Annotated in this window: 14 protein-coding genes; 8 read left to right on the forward strand and 6 right to left on the reverse strand. The window is 65.2% G+C overall.

Annotated elements, in window-relative coordinates; all coding sequences use genetic code 11:
- The first annotated feature begins 29 nt into the window (after positions 1–29).
- The 4 genes from D3I60_RS15795 to D3I60_RS15810 all read left to right on the forward strand — a co-directional run bounded on the left by D3I60_RS15795 (position 30) and on the right by D3I60_RS15810 (position 5,586).
- Entirely contained in the window at positions 30–1,169 is a 1,140-nt protein-coding gene (locus D3I60_RS15795; RefSeq protein ID WP_262777426.1) for an acyl-CoA dehydrogenase family protein, read from the forward strand.
- Between the two features lie 266 nt (positions 1,170–1,435).
- Entirely contained in the window at positions 1,436–2,866 is a 1,431-nt protein-coding gene (locus tag D3I60_RS15800) for a purine-cytosine permease family protein (protein ID WP_262777428.1), read from the forward strand.
- Between the two features lie 342 nt (positions 2,867–3,208).
- Positions 3,209–4,642, forward strand: coding sequence for an Nramp family divalent metal transporter (locus D3I60_RS15805; protein WP_262777430.1), 1,434 nt, complete (start codon positions 3,209–3,211; stop codon positions 4,640–4,642).
- Positions 4,642–5,586 carry a phosphoglycerate dehydrogenase gene (locus D3I60_RS15810; protein ID WP_262777432.1) on the forward strand — a complete coding sequence of 315 codons (945 nt, stop codon included), beginning with the start codon at positions 4,642–4,644 and terminating at the stop codon, positions 5,584–5,586. Before D3I60_RS15805 ends, D3I60_RS15810 begins: the two co-directional genes overlap by 1 nt.
- A gap of 70 nt (positions 5,587–5,656) precedes the next feature.
- Here the strand turns inward: D3I60_RS15810 and D3I60_RS15815 are convergent, their stop codons facing one another.
- From D3I60_RS15815 to D3I60_RS15830, 4 genes are all read right to left on the reverse strand, one after another.
- A complete protein-coding gene (locus tag D3I60_RS15815) occupies positions 5,657–6,082 on the reverse strand; it encodes a hypothetical protein (RefSeq protein WP_440588586.1) in 426 nt (141 codons plus the stop codon).
- Positions 6,024–6,743 carry an ATP-binding protein gene (locus tag D3I60_RS15820; RefSeq protein WP_346659580.1) on the reverse strand — a complete coding sequence of 240 codons (720 nt, stop codon included), beginning with the start codon at positions 6,741–6,743 and terminating at the stop codon, positions 6,024–6,026. The genes D3I60_RS15815 and D3I60_RS15820 overlap by 59 nt, the downstream gene beginning before the upstream one ends.
- 82 nt (positions 6,744–6,825) lie before the next feature.
- On the reverse strand, positions 6,826–7,719 hold the full coding sequence (locus D3I60_RS15825) for a dihydrodipicolinate synthase family protein (protein ID WP_262777435.1): 894 nt from the start codon (positions 7,717–7,719) through the stop codon (positions 6,826–6,828).
- A 43-nt stretch (positions 7,720–7,762) separates the two neighbouring features.
- On the reverse strand, positions 7,763–8,743 hold the full coding sequence (locus tag D3I60_RS15830; protein ID WP_262777437.1) for an aldo/keto reductase: 981 nt from the start codon (positions 8,741–8,743) through the stop codon (positions 7,763–7,765).
- A 140-nt stretch (positions 8,744–8,883) separates the two neighbouring features.
- Here D3I60_RS15830 and pdxA point away from each other — a divergent pair, with 140 nt between their 5' ends.
- Positions 8,884–11,349 carry a 4-hydroxythreonine-4-phosphate dehydrogenase PdxA gene (pdxA, locus tag D3I60_RS15835; protein ID WP_262777439.1) on the forward strand — a complete coding sequence of 822 codons (2,466 nt, stop codon included), beginning with the start codon at positions 8,884–8,886 and terminating at the stop codon, positions 11,347–11,349.
- 126 nt (positions 11,350–11,475) lie between these two features.
- Positions 11,476–12,261, forward strand: a complete 786-nt coding sequence (locus D3I60_RS15840; protein ID WP_262777441.1) for a DeoR/GlpR family DNA-binding transcription regulator — start codon at positions 11,476–11,478, stop codon at positions 12,259–12,261.
- Positions 12,262–12,295: 34 nt separating this feature from the next.
- Here the strand turns inward: D3I60_RS15840 and D3I60_RS15845 are convergent, their stop codons facing one another.
- Positions 12,296–13,465: a sialidase family protein gene (locus tag D3I60_RS15845; protein WP_262777442.1), complete on the reverse strand. Its 1,170-nt coding sequence runs from the start codon at positions 13,463–13,465 to the stop codon at positions 12,296–12,298.
- Positions 13,466–13,556: 91 nt separating this feature from the next.
- Positions 13,557–14,930 carry an Nramp family divalent metal transporter gene (locus D3I60_RS15850; protein WP_262777444.1) on the reverse strand — a complete coding sequence of 458 codons (1,374 nt, stop codon included), beginning with the start codon at positions 14,928–14,930 and terminating at the stop codon, positions 13,557–13,559.
- A 238-nt stretch (positions 14,931–15,168) separates the two neighbouring features.
- Between D3I60_RS15850 and D3I60_RS15855 the strand changes: the two genes are divergently transcribed.
- Both D3I60_RS15855 and D3I60_RS15860 read left to right on the forward strand, forming a co-directional pair.
- The gene (locus tag D3I60_RS15855; protein WP_262777446.1) at positions 15,169–15,897 is read left to right on the forward strand and encodes a sulfite exporter TauE/SafE family protein; all 729 of its coding nucleotides are present in this window, start codon (positions 15,169–15,171) and stop codon (positions 15,895–15,897) included.
- Positions 15,898–16,135: 238 nt separating this feature from the next.
- The gene (locus tag D3I60_RS15860) at positions 16,136–17,593 is read left to right on the forward strand and encodes a lipase family protein (protein WP_262777448.1); all 1,458 of its coding nucleotides are present in this window, start codon (positions 16,136–16,138) and stop codon (positions 17,591–17,593) included.
- The last annotated feature ends 141 nt before the right edge of the window (positions 17,594–17,734 follow it).

Below are 17,734 nucleotides of genomic sequence, written 5' to 3' on the forward strand. Positions count from 1 at the left end.
CCCGATCCCCACCGCAAAGGATCACTCTCATGGCCTTCGACATCACCGCCGATGAACAGGAACTCGTCGACGCCGTCGTCACGATCAGCAAGGACGTCCTCGTCCCACAGGCCGCGGCCGCCGACGCGAATGAACGCGTCTCCGACGAAACCCTGAAGACCCTCGCCGAGGTGGGGGTCATGGGGCTCAACCTGCCCGAGGAATTCGGCGGACCCGGAGTCGGATCGGTGGCGATGAGCCAGATGGTCGCCGCCATCACTGAGGCGTGCGCGTCGACGGCGTCGATCGTCACCGCGCAGTTCCTCGCCACGGACTCGATCCTCCTCGGCGGCACCGATGCCCAACGCGCAGCGTGGCTGCCACGTGCCGCTGCCGGCGAGGTCATCGGAGCTTTCGGGCTCACCGAGCCGGGTGCCGGATCGAACCCGGCGGAGATGTCGACGAAGGCCACACGGGTCGACGGCGGTTGGCATCTCAAGGGCACGAAGTGCTTCATCACGAACGCCGGGTTCGCGGATTTCATCGTCGTCTACGCGAAGACCGACGTCGATGCCGGCTACAAGGGAATCAGCGCATTCATCGTCGATACCGCGGCCGCCTCGGCGGGCTTGGATTTCAATCCCCCGGAGAAGACGATGGGCCTGCGCGGCAGCCCGGTCTTCGAATTCGTCATCGACACGATCGTTCCCGAGGATGCCCTCCTCGGGAACGCAGGTGAAGGCTTCACCACAGCAATGCGGGTGCTCGACCGGGGTCGCATCGAGGTCGCGGCGATGAGCCTGGGAATCGGCAAGGCCGCGCTCGACGCCGCCGTGGATTGGGCGGGCGAGCGCAAGATCAGCGGGAAACCGCTCAACCGCCTGCAGGGCATTGCGTTCAAGCTCGCGGACATGTACACGAAGTACCGGTCGGCGTGGCTGCTGACGATGGACGCCGCCGAACAGCGCGACGCCGAGATGGACTTCACCCGATCCTCGGCGACGGCGAAGCTCGCCGCCTCCGAGGCCGCGGCCTTCATCGCCGACGAAGCCCTGCAGATCCACGGCGGCTACGGATTCACCCGGGACTTCCCGCTCGAACGCTACGTCCGCGATGCCCGGATCTACCGCATCTACGAAGGCTCCTCGGAGATCCAACGCACGATCATCGCGCGCTCTCTGTCGAAGTAGGTGCCGGCACGACACTCATGCGGCCTCAGCCCAGGTAGGGGCCGGGCACGGAACGCAGGTGCCGGTGTCCGAGTTCCAGTCGATCTGTGCGGAATTCGGAAGCGAGGACCCGCACGATTCGTCCGGAACTCGTCGATCCCACGTGAGGCGGGGCCGCCTCGGCGAAATGTTCCGATATTTCGGACAGAATGTGTGATCCGGACCTCGTCGGGTGTTGTGCAGTGGTGCCACACTGAATCAGGTCCATCAGTTCAAAGGAGAAATTCATGGCTAGTACGACCAGTTCGGGGATCGAGAAGCGATCCATCGAGATGGTGCCTGACGCCGAGCGTCACGGAACGCCACGTTCCCAGTTCACCCTGTGGTTCGGCGCCAACACTCAGATCACCGCGATCGTCGACGGGGCTCTGGCTGTCGTCTTCGGCGCCGACGCGCTGTGGGCCATCATCGGCCTGCTCATCGGCAACATCATCGGCGGAGTCGTCATGGCGCTGCACTCGGCGCAGGGTCCGCAGCTGGGACTGCCGCAGATGATCTCCTCGAGGGCCCAGTTCGGCATCATCGGTGCGATCATCCCACTCGTGCTCGTCGTGCTCATGTACATCGGCTTCGCCTCGACCGGCGCAGTCCTGTCCGGCCAGGCAGTCAACCTCATCATCGGCGTGCAGACCCCGTGGATCGGCATCGTCATCTTCGGCGCACTCACCGCCCTGGTGGCCCTGCTGGGATACAAGTACATCCATGTGCTCGGACGGATCTCCTCGGTGACGGGTCTGCTCGGATTCCTCTTCATCACCTACTGCGTCATCACACAGGTCGACGTCCCCGGACTGATCTCGGGTTCAGCGTTCGCCTTCCCCGCCTTCCTCTCCGCCATCGCCCTGTCCGTGGGCTGGCAGCTGACCTATGGCCCCTACGTCGCCGACTATTCGCGGTACCTGCCGCGATCGACCCCGTCGTCGAAGACCTTCTGGTTCACCTTCGGCGGATCGGTCATCGGTTCACAGTGGTCGATGACCCTCGGCGCGCTCATCGGAGCCGCCGCCATGACGGAGTCCGGCAATGAGTTCGTCGAGAACCAGGTCGCCTACGTCGGTGACATCGTCGGCGGTGGTGTCTTCGCGCTCCTCATCTTCATCGTCATCCTGCTGGGCAAGCTCACCGTCAACACGCTCAACGCCTACGGTGCGTTCATGTGTACGCTGACGATCCTCACCTCCTTCGGCAACAAGGCGACCATCCGCCGCTGGACCCGCGCGGTCTTCGTCATCGGCATCGTCACCCTCACCGTGCTCGTGGCGCTTCTGGCCTCGGCGGACTTCCTTGCGAACTTCAAGAACTTCGTGCTCGCGCTGCTCATGGTGTTCACGCCATGGAGCGTCATCAACCTCACCGACTACTACCTCATCTCGAAGGACCGCTTCGACATCCCCGCCTTCTACGACCGCCACGGGCGCTACGGCAACTGGAACTGGCGTGCGCTGGTCGCCTACGGCATCGGCGTCGTCATCCAGATCCCGTTCCTCGCTCAGTCCTTCTACACCGGACCACTGGTCGCCAAACTCGGCGGCGCGGACATCTCGTGGCTCGTGGGGATCGTCGTCACCTTCGTCCTCTACTTCGTGCTCATCCGCAATCACGGAGTCGCCCCGAAGGAGACGATCTACCCCAGCCTCGAGGAACTCGAGCGGAAGTGAGCCCCACCCTCACCGAGGCGGCGCTGACCCAACCGGGCATCTGACCTCGGCAGGGTGGTTCCGCCCCTCCGACGGCCGTCGGCCGGCAGCCTACTTCGCTGCCGACCGGCGGCCGTCGTCGATAGCTCACTCAGGTCGAATCGCCACACCTCGCTCACAACGAGCACTCCATCATCGTCGAACCACTCCTATGTGCGCGGTTCATGCATTCATGTTGCGCACATCACGCATTCGATGGCACACTTGCATGAGCCGTGCCGGCGGGGCCCTCGTGCTCCGATTGGCCCCCGAGGCACCGGCACGATCGCTGAACAGAACCACCTTCGTGCAAGGAAGCCGAGTATGACCGCGCAGAACATCGACCTGGACGACCACACAGGCGCCGACACCGCCGTCGACCCCTACCACCTCGACCCCAAGGACGTGCTCGAACCGCCCACGACCTTCGCAGGCAAACTCAAGTACCTCGGCCCCGGTCTCGTCATCTCGGCGGCGGTCATCGGCTCCGGCGAACTCATCACCACCACGGCACTCGGTGCCAAGGCCGGCTTCGTCCTCCTCTGGCTCGTCATCATCTCCACCGCCGTCAAGGTCTGGGTCCAGCTCGAGCTCGCTCAGTGGACCATCCTCTCGGGCAAGCCCGCACTCGAGGGCTACGGCCACGTCGGCCCCCGCCTCATCGGGCGTGCCGGATGGATCAACCTGCTCTGGATCCTCATGGACTTCGCGAAGGTCCTCCAGCGCGGCGGCATCATCGGCGGTGCCGTCGCTGCACTGAGCATCATGGTGCCCGTCTTCGGCGAGCCGCTCTCGACTCCGTCCCTCATCTTCTGGACGGTCGTCTCGCTCGCAGTCGTCATCGCCCTGCTCGTGACGAACAAGTACAGCATCGTCGAGAAGTTCTCCGTCGGCGCAGTCATCATCTTCACGGTCTCCACCGTCGGACTCGCGGTCTCGCTGCCCTTCACCGACTTCGCCTACACCTCGGCCGACGTCATGAGCGGCCTCACCTTCGCCATTCCCGCCGGCACCCTGGGCTTCGCGGTGGCGATGTTCGGCATCACCGGTGTCGGCGCCGACGAAATGACAACCTACACCTACTGGTGCCTCGAGAAGGGCTACGCCCGTTACACCGGCCCGAACGACGGCAGCGCGGATCGCGCCCGCCGTGCCCGCGGCTGGATCTCGGTGATGCGCACCGACGTGCTCGTCTCGTGGATCGTCTCGACGGTGTGCACGATGTCCTTCTACGTCATCGGTGCGGCCATCCTCCACCCGCAGAACCTCGTGCCCGAGGGCAACGACATGATCACCACGCTGTCGTCGATGTACTCCTCGACGATGGGCGAAGCCGGCCACTGGATCTTCCTCATCGGCGCCTTCGCCGTCCTCTTCTCAACGTTCATCGCCTCAACCGCGAGCGTGCCCCGGCTGTGGACGAACACGGTGTCCATCCTCGGCGTCTTCGAATGGGAGAACACTCTCACACGGTCACGGATCGTCCGCGTGCTCACCGTGGCCTTCCCGATCATCTGGGCACTGAGCTACCTCATCATCCAGTCCCCGGTGATCATGGTCCAGATCGGCGGAGTGGCCAGCGGCGTCTTCCTCATCGCCGTCGTCATCGCCGTCTGGTACCTTCGCTCCCGAGAGGTGCCGGCCGAGTTCAAATCCAACCACTTCTTCACGGTGATGCTCGTCTTCGCCTCCCTGGCGATCGGCCTGCTGGGCATCTACACAGTGTTCGAGACCTTCGGAATCGAGATCGGAGCCTGATGCGCCTCACCGTCCTCACCCCGTCCTTCGGCAAGTATTCGCAGCGACCGAGTGCGCGGTCCGCGCAGCTCGGCCTCGACCTCGACTATCGGACCGAGAATCATCCCAAGACCGGACAGGACCTCATCGAAGCGATCTCCGGCGCCGAGGCGGTCATCGTCGGTCTCGATCGGATCGACGCCGAGGTGCTCGCCGCCTGTCCCGACCTCAAGGTCGTCGCGAAGCACGGAGCCGGAGTCGACAACATCGACTTGGACGCCGCCGCTGCCGCCGGAGTCAGGGTCGTCAACACTCCCGGAGCGAATGCCGAGTCCGTCGCCGACCTCACGCTCGGGCTCCTCATCATGGGCGCGCGCCGGATCCGCGCGGCCGAGGATTCTCTGCGCGCCGGTGAGTGGGGCGTGTTCTTCGGTTCGCAGCTGAGCGGCAAACGCCTCGGCATCCTCGGCTTCGGCCGCATCGGACGGGAGGTCGCGAAGCGTGCCGCAGGATTCGGCATGAACATAGCCGCGTACGATCCGTACGTCCCGGATGAGGCCATCGCCGAGGCGGGGGCCGAGCCCCAGAACCTCGCCGAGGTGGTCGCGGGGTCCGATTTCCTCACCCTCCACCTGCCCGGTGGCGACGAGCCGCTTCTGTCAGCCGGGCTTCTCGCCACGATGCCCATGGGGGCCGGGCTCATCAACGCGGCCCGCGGCGGGCTCGTCGACGAGGCGGCTCTGGCTGAGGCCCTCGGATCCGGGCGGCTGTCATTCGCCGCACTGGACGCCTTCGCCATGGAACCGCCTGCGGCGGACGACCCTCTGCTCTCCGCACCGAATCTCATCGCCACCCCGCACATCGGCGCGTACTCCGATATTGCCAACGAGAACATGGGCACGTGGGCCGTCGAAGACGTCGTCCGGGTGCTGCAGGACGAGGAACCGCGCTTCTCGGTGGTCTGACCTGCGCGTAGTTCAGTGCAGTTCACCTCCGCCGACTCGGCGGTCGGCTCCGAAGTGACCAGACCCTGACTCACGCCTCGTCGGAGAGCAGGAATTCGGGAATCCTACGGTGTTGGATTCCATTCGCGTTTCCCCCGACAAGCGGGTCGAGAGTCAGGAGGTACTTCGGATGGTTGTCCGCAATCGCTTCGAGCGACCGGTGCTCTCGGCGCCTGGTCTCCTCAGTCGCGATCGTCGTGGCAACCTGGAGGTAGATGACTTCATCGGCACGCTGTGCCGCAAAGTCGACTTCAGCTCCTCCGATCCGGCCGACGGTGACGTCGTAGCCGCGTCGCCGCAGCTCCATCCATACGATGTTCTCCAGCACTCCCGGAAGACGCTGATCTGAGTATCCGAACAGGGCATTGACGATGCCGTGATCTCCGACGAAATACTTCTCATCCGTCGCGAGAATCGCCTTGCCGTTCAGATCGAACCGGGGCACTCGCGCGATCACAAAGGCTTCGGCCAGCGCCGTCAGATAGTTGAGTACGGTCCCATGGCCGATCGACCTGCGCTGGGACTTCATGAATACAGCGACACGTCGAGCGGAGAACGGAGAACGGATTGTCCACATTATCGATCGCGAACGCAGCGACGCGTTCGAACATCTCCGCGTCGCGAACTCGATTCCGCGCAAACACATCCCGGACGAGTGTGGACCTGTAGATATCCATGATCATCGAGCGGGCGTCCGCTTCGTCGAGGGGCAGCATGTGTACACCCGGGAACCCGCCGAGTCGAAGATAGCGCGTGAACTCGGCGCCTGTGTCCGCCATGTCGTCGACGGCGAACGACTCCCGGAACGACAGGTATTCACGGAAGGACAGCGGCCATACCTCTATCGTCACGTAACGTCCGGCGATGTAGGTCGTAATCTCACCTGAGAGCAGTCGTGAATTCGACCCGGTGATGTAGAGATCTGTCCTCCCGTCAGCGAGAAGCGAATTGACCAGGCGCTCCCACTCAGTGACTTCTTGGATCTCATCGAGGAGGACGTAGCTGCGGCCCTCGCTCGGCAGCACATCCTTGAGGTGCGCGTTGAGCGTTTGAGCCGATGCCAACGACGCATGCTCGAGGGAATCGAAGTTGAGACGCGCGATGCGTTCGGGGTCGATCTAACCCATTGTGGCGATCATAGTCGCCGCGACTTACCACACGAAGGAAACTGGCGGTTGTGATCGCCACGGACGTGGCGTCTCAGGCCAGGCCGCGCTCCACATCGGCGGCGACCGTCGCAGCGACCTGCTTCTTCGCCTCGTCCGAGAGCGCATTGAACGGCGCCCGCGCCGGGCCGAGTCCGAATCCGCGTTCGTTCGCGGCGGCCTTGACGACCGTGTTCGGGTTGCCGAGTGCCAGGCAGTTGCGGATCGGGCGGATGCTGTCCTGCGCGGAGCGCGCAGCAACGGTGTTCCCGGCGACGAACAGGTCATAGATCGAAGCCATGGTCCCCGGGTAGATGTTCGCGATGCCGCTGATCCCTCCGGCGCCGCCGGCCAGCAGGGTCCAGAGGATGAGGGAGTCATTTCCGGAGATGACGTCGAAGGTGTCGCGATCGGTGCGCTCGAGGTACTGCAGGATCGTGTCGAAGTTCCCGCTCGAGTCTTTGACCGCGGTGATGTTGTCCACGGCTGCGAGCTTCTCGAGCGTCGCCGGTGCCACGGCATTGCCGGTCCGCGCAGGAATGTTGTAGACGATGACCGGAACGTCGACGGAGTCGGCCACGGCCCGGAAGTGATTCTCGATCTCGACCTGCGAAGCGGCCGCGAAGTACGGGGTGATGATCGACAGTGCGTCGGCACCGGCTGCAGCGGCATCGGAGGCGATCGCGATGGTCTCCCGGGTCGTTGCGGCTCCGGCACCGATGACGACGGGGACGGCGCCGGCCACCTCTTCGATGACGATCCGTGCGGCTTCGGCGCGCTCGGCCGCGGACTGAGCGTAGAACTCACCGTTCGTGCCGAGGGCGAAGATGCCGTGGACTCCGGCGGTGAGCTGACGGCGGACATGGGCGCGCAGGGCTGCCTCGGCGATATTCTCGTCTTCGTCGAACGGAGTGGCAGTGGCGGCGAGGATGCCTCGGATGGCTGTCATGGTGGTTCCTTCTCAGATGGTGGAGTGGTTGAATGGCGACGGGTCAGCGGTTGTACTTCGGCTGGGAGCCGCGGATTGCGGCGGTGGCGTCGTCGACTGCGGTGAGCACATCGGCCGGCAGCGGGCCTTTGGCGATCGCGGCAATATTGCCTTCAAGCTGGGAGACGCGGCTGGATCCGAGCAGCAGGGCGGAGATTCCGGGCGCCTCGGCAACCCAGCGCAGAGCGAGCTCGGCCTGTGGGATCCCGGATTTGTCGGCGACGGCGGCGAAGGCCTCGACCGAGGCGAGGACGGAGTCGGAGAGGTAGCGCTGCGAGTACATCTCTGCCAGCACGGACCCCGAGAAACGGTCCCCCGTTCCGTCGGTCGACGGGCGGCGGGCGAGCAGGCCCCCGGCCAGCGGGTTGTAGGCCATCGTTGCGATGCCGTGGGACTGTCCGCATTCGAGCCATTCATCCTCGATCCGGCGAGCCAGGACGCTGTAGACGTTCTGCGCCACGACGGGGCGCGGTGCGCCCGCGCGCTCGGCGGCGGCGATGACGTCGACGGCCTGCCAGGCGGCGAAGTTCGAGATGCCCAGCGCGATGATCTTGCCTTCGGCCCGCAAAGCGGCGATGGTTTCCAGCGTCTCGTCGAGCGCGGCCACACGGTCGGGCTGGTGGAGATAGAAGAGGTCGATCGATTCGACGTCGAGGCGTCGCAGCGATCCTTCGACGCTCGCGCGCAGGCCCGCTGCGGACAGCGGCGAATGCTCGCCGGCGTCGGCGTGGGGCATTCCGGCCTTCGTCGCGAGCACGATCCGGTCGCGGTGCTTCTTCACCAGCGGCGAGATGAGACTCTCGGTCGTCGACTTCGCATATCCGTTGGCGGTGTCGATACCGGTGATCCCGGCCGCCACGGCCGCTTCGAAGACCTCGTGCGCTGCCGCTTCGGTCACGGTGTCGCCGAAGGTCATCGTGCCGAGCACCAGCCGGGACAGAGGGACGGAGACTCCGTCGAGCGTGATGGTCGAGTCTGTGGTCAAGAGAGTCTCCTCGTTGAGTGGGGCAGATCGTCGATACACCGATCTTCCCATCTGTGCGTGGATCGTGCAACAATTTGCGCATTTCGCGCACACATGTCAGTGTAGAGGTTGTTCAGCCGGACCGGACGCAAAGGAGTGCCATGTCATCAGGCGAATCCGGTGTCCTGGTCATCGCCGACGATCTCAGCGGCGCTGCCGAGGTCGCCGCCACACTCGATCCGGGCACCCCGATCGTGCTCACCGCGTCGAGTGCAGAGTCCGCGACCGGCTCAGGTGACACCATCGCCGAGGCGAACGCCGGCGCAGAATCCGATCGATCCTTCGCCGAGACGGTCGATACAGATCCCCGGGACCTCGTCGTCGATCTCGACTGCCGTTATCTGACAGCCGAGTCGGCCGGCGCCCGCACTTCGGCGGCGCTTCGTGACTTCGGCTCGCCCCGCGCCACACTCGTCAAGGTCGATTCCCTGCTGCGCGGCAATATCCGCGCCGCGCTCACTGCGGCCCTCGGCCACGCGAGCGGACCCGTGATCTTCGCTCCGGCACTTCCGCAGCAGAGCCGCACGGTCGTCGGCGGAGTGCCCTTCGACAACGGAATTCGGCTGAGCAGCACCCGCGCCTGGAGCCTCGAGAACGGCAGCGCACCGGAGACGCTTTCGGATCTGTGCCCCGTCCCTGCCCGCCATTTGGGCCTCGACGAACTGCGATTGCTGCCAGGCAGCGATGCTGCCGACGTCTTCGACGACGCCGCTGACAGCCGCGACGTCGCTGTCAGCTCGGATGCCAGCATCGATGCCTCGAATGCCGGCTTCGGCGGCGAGCGCCTCATCACCGCCGATGCCGAGTCGATGGAGGATCTCACCCGTATCGTCACTCTCGCCGAGGCGACCTCAGCCATCCTCGTCGGCACTTCCGCACTCGCGCGCGCCCTGGCCGAGTGTCGAAGAGGCGGACTCACTGCGCCAAGCGACGCATCTGCCCAGGCCGATGCGGGTGACGCGGCAGAGGAACGGCCAGACCCGTCATCATTTCCGCGCACGCCCGCACGGGTCCTCACTCTCCTCGGCACCGCGGCGGAAAGGATCGAGACGCAGATCGCTCACCTGCGTGACCACTCGGACACACGTGTGCTCGACTTCCCCGCCACCGCGGTGGCCGCATGGGCCGACGACCCCCACCGTCTCGGCGATTCCGCCGTACGCGTACGCGAGGCCCTGGCCGAGTCCCACCTCGTCGTCCGACTCACCGACACGGGGGCCTCCGTCGACCCTCGGCCACTGCCGGGCCTCCTCGCCGAACTCGCCACCCGTGCACTGTCCGGATTCGGTCCCGTCGCCCTCGCCGCCGCCGGCGGCGAGACGGCACGAGCCGTGTTCGACCGCCTCGGCGTGCACCGGATCGAAGCGATCCGCGAAATCCACCCGGGTGCTGTCCTGTCCACGGTCGAGACCGCATCGGCGAGCATTGCCGACGATGTCGACTTCGCCGCCGTCGTCACCCGGCCCGGCGGCCAGGGCGGACCCGATTCCCTCACCCTCATCCACGCGGCTCTGACCACCGGTGAGCCCACCACGACGACCGCGGCCACCGTCGCGAACCACGAAGGAGAGTCAATGAACGCGCTTCCCACAGTCGCAGTGACCATGGGCGACGGGGCCGGCGTCGGCCCCGAGATCTGCATCGCCGCCTGCCTCGACCCCTCGGTGCTCGCCGTTGCCGCCCCCGTCGTCATCGGGGATGCCGCACGGCTCGAGCGGGCCGCGCAGGTGCTCGGCACCACGGTCGAGATCCGCGCCGTCGACTCCCCTGCCGATGCCGAACACGTTCCCGGAGTCATCAATGTCATCGACCTCGCCCTCCTCCCGGGTGATCTGCCCTGGGGCGAACTCTCACCCGTCGCGGGAGATGCGGCGTTCCGCTACATCGAACGTGCCTCGCAGCTGGCGATGTCCGGTGAGGTGCAGGCGATCTGTACGGCGCCGCTCAACAAGGAGGCCCTCCACTCCGCCGGGCACAAGTACCCGGGGCACACCGAAATGCTCGCCTCGCTCACCGGCACCGAGGAGGTCTCGATGATGCTCTCCTCCCCCAAACTGCGCGTCATCCACGTGACCACCCACATCGGACTCATCGATGCCGTGGCGAAGATCGAGCCCGGCCTCGTCGAACGCACCGTCCGCCGCGGCCACGATGCACTCGTCCGGGCAGGACTGGAGCGCCCGCACATCGGCGTCTGCGCGATCAACCCGCACGCAGGTGAGAACGGGCTCTTCGGCTACGGCGAAGAGGAGGAGAAGATCACTCCGGCGATCACGAAGCTCCAGGCCGAGGGCATCGACGCCGTCGGGCCGCTGCCCGCCGACACCGCGTTCTTCCTCGCCGGCCGCGGCGACTACGACCTCATCGTCGCGATGTACCACGACCAGGGGCACGGACCCATCAAGGTCCTCGGCATCGATGCCGGCGTCAACATCACCGTCGGCCTGCCGGTCATCCGCACCTCGGTCGATCACGGCACCGCGTTCGACATCGCCGGCACCGGCAAGGTCGACACCGAGTCGATGAGCGAGGCGATGCGGCAGGCCGCAGCTCTCGCCGTCGTCTGAGTCGCTGCTCTGCGCAGTCCGCGCGACCGTCGGACCGGGTTCTTCCCCCGCAGCGAGGCGGCTATGCGCGGTCCGCGCAAGAATCCGCGATACAGTGGCGATCAACGACAACTGATCAGGAGTGAGATGAACGCAGGCGAACGTCGCGAGGAGATCCTTCAACTTGTCCGAACGCAGGGCGAGATGAGCGTCGAGTCCCTGTCGGAGATGCTCAAGGTCACCGCGTCGACGATCCGTCGCGACCTCGCGAAGCTCACCGACTCGGGAGAGTTGGCCCGCACCTACGGCGGCGTCATCGCAGTCCCCACGGAGTCCGAGACCACGCTGGCCGAACGCTCCCACGAAGCCCCCGAGGTGAAACGGGCCATCGGCTCCTGGTGCGCCAGACAGGTCCCGGCCGGCTCGCATGTGCTCCTCGACGCCGGCACGACGACCGCGCAGGTCGCCCGTGCGCTCCGGGATACCGCGCCTCTGTCCGTGGTGTCCTCCGGCCTGACATCACTGCAGCAGATGGCCGACCTCGAAGAGGTCGAATTCACCCTCCTCGGCGGCCGCTATCGCCCCGTCAGCCAGGGTTTCATCGGCCCCATCACCGAGGCGGGGCTGGAGAAGTTCACGTTCGACTTCGCCTTCCTCGGCGCCGATGCCGTCACTGCCGAGGACGGCGTGTGCGAGGCCCTGCCCGAACAGGTCCGCCTCAAAGAGCTGATGAGCCGCCGCGCCACCCACGTCTTCGTTCTCGCCCATGCCGAGAAGCTCGGCCAGCGACCCTTCCATGCCTGGGCCGACCTCGGCAACGGCTGGACGCTCGTCACCGACGATTCGGCCGATCCGGCGCAGATCACACCGTTCGAAGACCGCGGAATCGCCGTCGTCCGTGTCGACCAGATGGGCAACGCCGTGCAGAGCTGACGGCACGCGAGCATACAGAAGCCCCGGGGGGGGCTCAGCCCCAGAGTTTGCAGTCGGTGTGGACCTGATCCTCGACTCCGGAGATCCACTTCTCGTCGAAGACGACGTGTCGGATCGCCCGGCGGGAGCTAAAGGCGTAGACGACGTGGATGAGCCCGTCGGCGTCGACGATGCCGTGCGGGTACTCCTGCCGGCGATTGCTGCGCAGATTGCCCTCACCGGAGAACCCGTCACCGGGTTCGATGACTCGACGCACGGGCCAGGTGCGGCCCTCATCGTTCGACACCGCGATGACGAGCCGCATCCGTTCGTACGGCCAGACCACCTCGCCGGGTTCCGTGGCGACCTGGTGCTCGTTCGAGACGAGCGCGAGCATGCCCGAGGGCAGGCGGAAGGCGCTGAGACCGGCGTTGTTGTTCGGCACCTCGGTGGCTTCGGGCACCGACCACGTCTCTCCTCCGTCTTCGGATCGGCTGAGGTAGACCCAGTCGGCGAAGCGTGAGCGGAAGAGGCTGACGAGGCGTCCCGGTTCGAGCTCGACGATGTTCGGGTGGACCCGGCCTGCGGCGTCGGGGAAATCGACCTGTCGCCAGGCCGATCCCTGATCCGAGGAGATCTGGACGACCGGCTGGTCGGAGCCGTTCTTCGAATCGTCGTCGAAGCACAGCCACTGAGTGTGCACCCACCTCCCATCCTCAAGGACCTGGATGGGCTGTCGGCAGAACGTTCCTTCGCGGTCGAAGAGCGTCTCCGGTTCGCTCCAGCTCACTCCGTCGTCGGTCGAACGGATCATCTTGACCACGGAGGTGTGCTGGAGGTTGAAGGTCTCCGGCACTCCGGACTGCCGCGACAGCTGGGAGGTATAGACGAGCCAGATCGTCCCGTCGGGGGCGGCGAAGAGACCGGGGTTCTGGTCGGATCGGATCTCATCGTGGGTCACAGCCGCCGAGGCGGTCCACCGCCTCGTATCGAAGTCGAACCGGGAGACCAGGATGTCGATGTCCTTGTTTCCCTCATCGCTGCCGCCGAACCAGGCGGCCAGCAGACCGCCGCCGGGCAGGGACAGGATCGACGGCGCGTGGTTCGAGCGCCGATCGGTCGGGACCACCGCGGCCGCGGAACCGTCGTCCTCGAAGAAGCGGAGCCGGCCGTCAGCCGACGGTGCGGGAACTCGTTCGAGTGCGGGCTGGGACAGCAGTGTCATGGGTGTCTCCTCCATGTCTTGGCAACGGAATCAGGATATGCAGGGGGGGGGCGCCTCGGCGGGGGAATCCCGGACCGACGGTCCGAACTCATCATCCGAACGCAGTCTGGAACATCGAGGGGATCTGCATTGCGATCTGGACGCCGACGACGATGGCGATGATGCCCAGGAGAAGCAGCAGTCCGGTCTGCCACTTCCGGTTGACCGCGTAGGAGTGCATGTGCTTCTTCCGTGAGGTCAGCAGCAGGATGCACACGACGATGATCGGGAGGCTGAGCACGGTCGAGATCGCGGTGCCGACGATGTTGAGCGAGATGAGATCCGGGGCGCCGGGGATCGTCGAGGCCAGGGGCAGGATGATGAAGACGATCGACTGGATCCACCGGAAGGCGGGATTCTCCTCGTCACGGCCGAGGAACTTCCGCATCGACGGCACGGTGTGGTTGATGCCGTTGACGGCCAGCTGGGAGAACCCGCGCGACTGCGGCGGGAAGCTCGTCATCGCGGCGAAGAAGATGCACATCCACAGCAGATAAGGGCCGATCGGACCGACGGCGACCGAAAGCATATGGGAGAGGTCGAATTCGTCGGCGATGGAGAAACCGGGGTGGGCGGCACTGAATTCGGCGGCGACGATCCAGAACAACAGGTTGATGATGAGCAGCGGGGCCATGCCGGCAATGAGGTCGAACTGCTGGATCTTCCGATACTTCGGCCCGACCCAGCCCTTGTCGCGCATGAATCCGGAATAGAGGAGGTTGGGCATGTTGCCGGCGATGGTGCCGATCGTCGCCGAGGCGATGACGATGGGCGCGAACGCCGAGGTGTTCTGCTCCTTCGGGATCTCGAAGGCCATGCCCTGGACGAACCCGGCGATGTCGAAGGTGCCGATCTTGATGAGTGCGTAGACGAAGGCGATGATCATCGCGACCGAGGCGAAACGGGCGAAGTATTCGAGGACGACGAACTGCTTCCGCAGCATGACCAGAGACAGAGTGAGCGCAACGATGATGATCGCGCAGAAGAACCTGCCCCAGCTGCCTCCCCACTCACCTCCGGTGAGCTCGTGGAGCCCGACGGACGCAGCGAGGAGGAAGGTGGCTTGGGTGATGAAGCCGGCGATGAGGACGACCGCGGCCATGATCCCCGGCAGCACCGGCGACAGGCGGGCGAATCCGTCGAGGATCTGAGTATCGCCGTGCTTGTTCATCAGCGTGTACTTCGCGATGGACGAGATGATGAACGTGCGGGCGACGAGCGAGAGGATGAGCGTCCACAGCAGCGCATACCCGTAGGAGGCGCCGGAGACGGAGGAGCTGACGAGGTCGCCGGTGCCCAGGAAGGACATGGCCAGCACGAGGCCGGGGCCGACCGAGGTGACGAGACCGAGACCGCGCGGCAGCGGATTCTGCGCGGGCATCGAAGAGACAGAGCTGCGTTTCACGCTATGGACGTCGGCGGCCATGGCTGCACTCCCATGTGTAGATGGACATCTGTGCGATTGCCCGATGAATGATGCAAGGATTGGTCCGCGTCATCACCGTGCACAATCTTCGTAAAGACTAGCGCATTTATGCGTGTTGTGCGCAAGTGATCTCGCGAAAAAGATGCTGAACTGTTCATTCTGCGCATAGACTGGGTGCATAGTCCGCGCAATCTGCGCCGCATGGTCCAATGTTTCAAGGCAGAGGAAAGAGGAGACGATGGAGATCGTCCAGTACCTGATCATCGGGATCGTGGTGCTGAGCTCAGCCTGCCTGCAGGGCTCCATCGGGTTCGGCCTCGGTATGATCACCGCACCGGTGCTCGCGCTCCTGCGCCCCGATCTGCTGCCGTCCGCTCTTCTGCTGTTGGCCACCCTCACCTCATTCACGGCGTTCGCCCGTGAGCGTCAGGACGTCGATTGGAAGCTCGTCGGCTGGGGCGCACTCGGACGACTGCCCGGCATCGCGATCGGCACCGCCGCCGTGGTGCTGCTGCCGGATTCCGGACTGTCTCTGATGCTCGCGATCACCGTCCTCGCCGGTGCCGCATTCAGCCTTGTCGGCTGGTCACCGGCGGCCTCGCACCGCAATATGTTCATCGCATCGTCGGTCTCGGGGATCTTCGGCACGGCCACGAGCATCGGCGGACCCCCGATCAGCCTCATCATGCGCTCGCTCGATCCGTCGTCGATGCGCTCGACGATGAGCGCCTACTTCACCCTCGGCAGCATCCTGTCTCTGACGGGACTGACCATCGGCGGCGAAGTCGGCACCAGGCACCTCATCGCGGCGGCGGTCCTGCTGCCGTTCATGCTCATCGGACTGTGGCTGTCGAACTTCGTCATCCGACGCGCCGACCGCCGACTCCTCTACCGCCTCGCCGTCGGCGCCTCGATCGTCGGCGCGCTCCTCGTCATCGTCGAAGTCGTTCGCTCTCACCTCGCCTGACCAGACCCGACCAGACAACAGACCGAATCTGCCACTTAACTACCACTCAGTTCTACTATCAAGTAATGTGTGTGACGCCCGTCACAATCAGGGCGTCCAACGGTGAACACTCTGGCCGACAGCACCCCGTCACCACACTGACCTCACCGTCACGGTGCACTCCACCGCGATCTGCACCGACACTACTGTCCCGCACCTTCTCAATGCCGAGAGACATGGCAGAACAGGACCACCGCCTATGAGCACGCCAACCACAGCACTGCCCACCACCTCCTCACACGGGCCCCGTCGTCGCCTCCAGGCTCTGAGCGCCGCAGCCGTCGTCGGCCTCGCACTCACTTTGTGCACGACCACCGCACCAGCACAGGCCGCCGAACTCGTTCCGCAGACCGATGCCGAGGCCGAACAGTTCCTCGACGACCGTGCGGCAGAGGATCCGAGCACACTTGATCGCGAATCCGTCCCCGAGGGCATCAGCGTCGAACAGGCGAAGAAAGCCGTCGAGAAGACCGACGAGCTCACGCCCGCCGACGTCGAATACGCGGCCGCACAGGAAGATCTTCCGGCATCAGGAGTCCCCGGGAACTTCTATCAGACCCCGGACTCGCTTCCGAGCGAGGACGGCACAGTGCTCAAGCAGGCCGACTCGGAGTTCTACCTCGATCCGGTGAAACTCATCAAGCATGACGCGAAATCGACGGTCTTCATGTACAAGACCACTGATGAGAAGGGCCAGGCCCGAGCCGCGACCGCCACCCTGCTCACGCCGAACGGCGCGAGCGGCCATGCCGACGATGCCGTCGTCATCTCGCCGGGCACTCAGGGCGTAGCCGACAAGTGCGCTCCCAGCCGTCAGCTGGGTATGGGAACCGAGTACGAGGGGATCTCAGTCGCCTCGGCTCTGGCCGCGAAGCATCCTGTCGTCGTCGTCGACTACATGGGCCTCGGCACCGAGGGCACTCACCACTTCGTCGATCGCGTCGAAGAGGGTCGGTCGGTCCTCGATGCGGCACGTGCCGTCCAGCAGGTCGAGGGCAGCGAGATCGATGAGGACACCAAGCTCCAGCTGCGCGGCTACTCGCAGGGCGGTCATGCCACAACGGCTGCCCTGGAACTCCAGAAGGAGTGGGCACCCGAGCTCAACATCGCCTCGGCTTCGGCCGGCGCAGTGCCGGTCGATCTGCACAAGACCGTGTCCGGGCTCTCGAGCGTCTATACGGCATTCGCGCTCTACGGTGTCGTCGGGTTCGCCGAGCAGGCCGACATCGATACAAGCGAATTCCTCAACGAGAAGGGACAGAAGATGGTGGCCGAAACAGCGGACAAGTGCACCGTCGAGGCCCTGCTCTCGACAGCCTTCACTGATGGGAAGTCGCTGACGAAGAACGGCGAGTCATTCACCGACATCATCGACGAGCACTTCACGGACATCGTTGACCGGCAGCGGTTGGGCAAGGCCGAAGTGCCGGATGTTCCGCTGTTGGTCAACCACAGCCGCCTCGACGACGTCATCTCGTTCGATCAGGGCAAGGAACTCGCCTCGACGTGGTGCCGAGCCGGCCACAAGGTGGCATTCGAGGACAACCTCGGGCCCACGCACGTCGGCGGCTACGTCGCCGCGCTGCCGCGCATCGAAACCTTCACCACCCGCACCTTCACGGGCAAGGCTCCGCTCGACAGCTGCTGGAGGCTGTGACCTCCGACCTCGCCGAGGCGGCCCGCCCAGTTGAGTAATCCAACTTCACCGAGGCGGCCCGCCCAGTTGAGGAGCCCATACGACCGAGGCGGTCCACCCTGAACGGGGTGGGCCGCCTCGGCGATATTCACAGGGTTGGGC

The organism is Brevibacterium permense (assembly GCF_025506275.1).
Classification (GTDB): domain Bacteria; phylum Actinomycetota; class Actinomycetes; order Actinomycetales; family Brevibacteriaceae; genus Brevibacterium; species Brevibacterium permense_A.

What these genes read in the sequence shown, in the direction of transcription:
- D3I60_RS15795 (WP_262777426.1), top strand. Translation starts at nt 30, where the DNA reads ATGGCCTTCGACATCACCGCCGATGAACAGGAACTCGTCGACGCCGTC.
- D3I60_RS15800 (WP_262777428.1), top strand. Translation starts at nt 1,436, where the DNA reads ATGGCTAGTACGACCAGTTCGGGGATCGAGAAGCGATCCATCGAGATG.
- D3I60_RS15805 (WP_262777430.1), top strand. Translation starts at nt 3,209, where the DNA reads ATGACCGCGCAGAACATCGACCTGGACGACCACACAGGCGCCGACACC.
- D3I60_RS15810 (WP_262777432.1), top strand. Translation starts at nt 4,642, where the DNA reads ATGCGCCTCACCGTCCTCACCCCGTCCTTCGGCAAGTATTCGCAGCGA.
- D3I60_RS15825 (WP_262777435.1), bottom strand. Translation starts at nt 7,719, where the DNA reads ATGACAGCCATCCGAGGCATCCTCGCCGCCACTGCCACTCCGTTCGAC.
- pdxA (WP_262777439.1), top strand. Translation starts at nt 8,884, where the DNA reads ATGTCATCAGGCGAATCCGGTGTCCTGGTCATCGCCGACGATCTCAGC.
- D3I60_RS15840 (WP_262777441.1), top strand. Translation starts at nt 11,476, where the DNA reads ATGAACGCAGGCGAACGTCGCGAGGAGATCCTTCAACTTGTCCGAACG.
- D3I60_RS15845 (WP_262777442.1), bottom strand. Translation starts at nt 13,465, where the DNA reads ATGACACTGCTGTCCCAGCCCGCACTCGAACGAGTTCCCGCACCGTCG.
- D3I60_RS15850 (WP_262777444.1), bottom strand. Translation starts at nt 14,930, where the DNA reads ATGGCCGCCGACGTCCATAGCGTGAAACGCAGCTCTGTCTCTTCGATG.
- D3I60_RS15855 (WP_262777446.1), top strand. Translation starts at nt 15,169, where the DNA reads ATGGAGATCGTCCAGTACCTGATCATCGGGATCGTGGTGCTGAGCTCA.
- D3I60_RS15860 (WP_262777448.1), top strand. Translation starts at nt 16,136, where the DNA reads ATGAGCACGCCAACCACAGCACTGCCCACCACCTCCTCACACGGGCCC.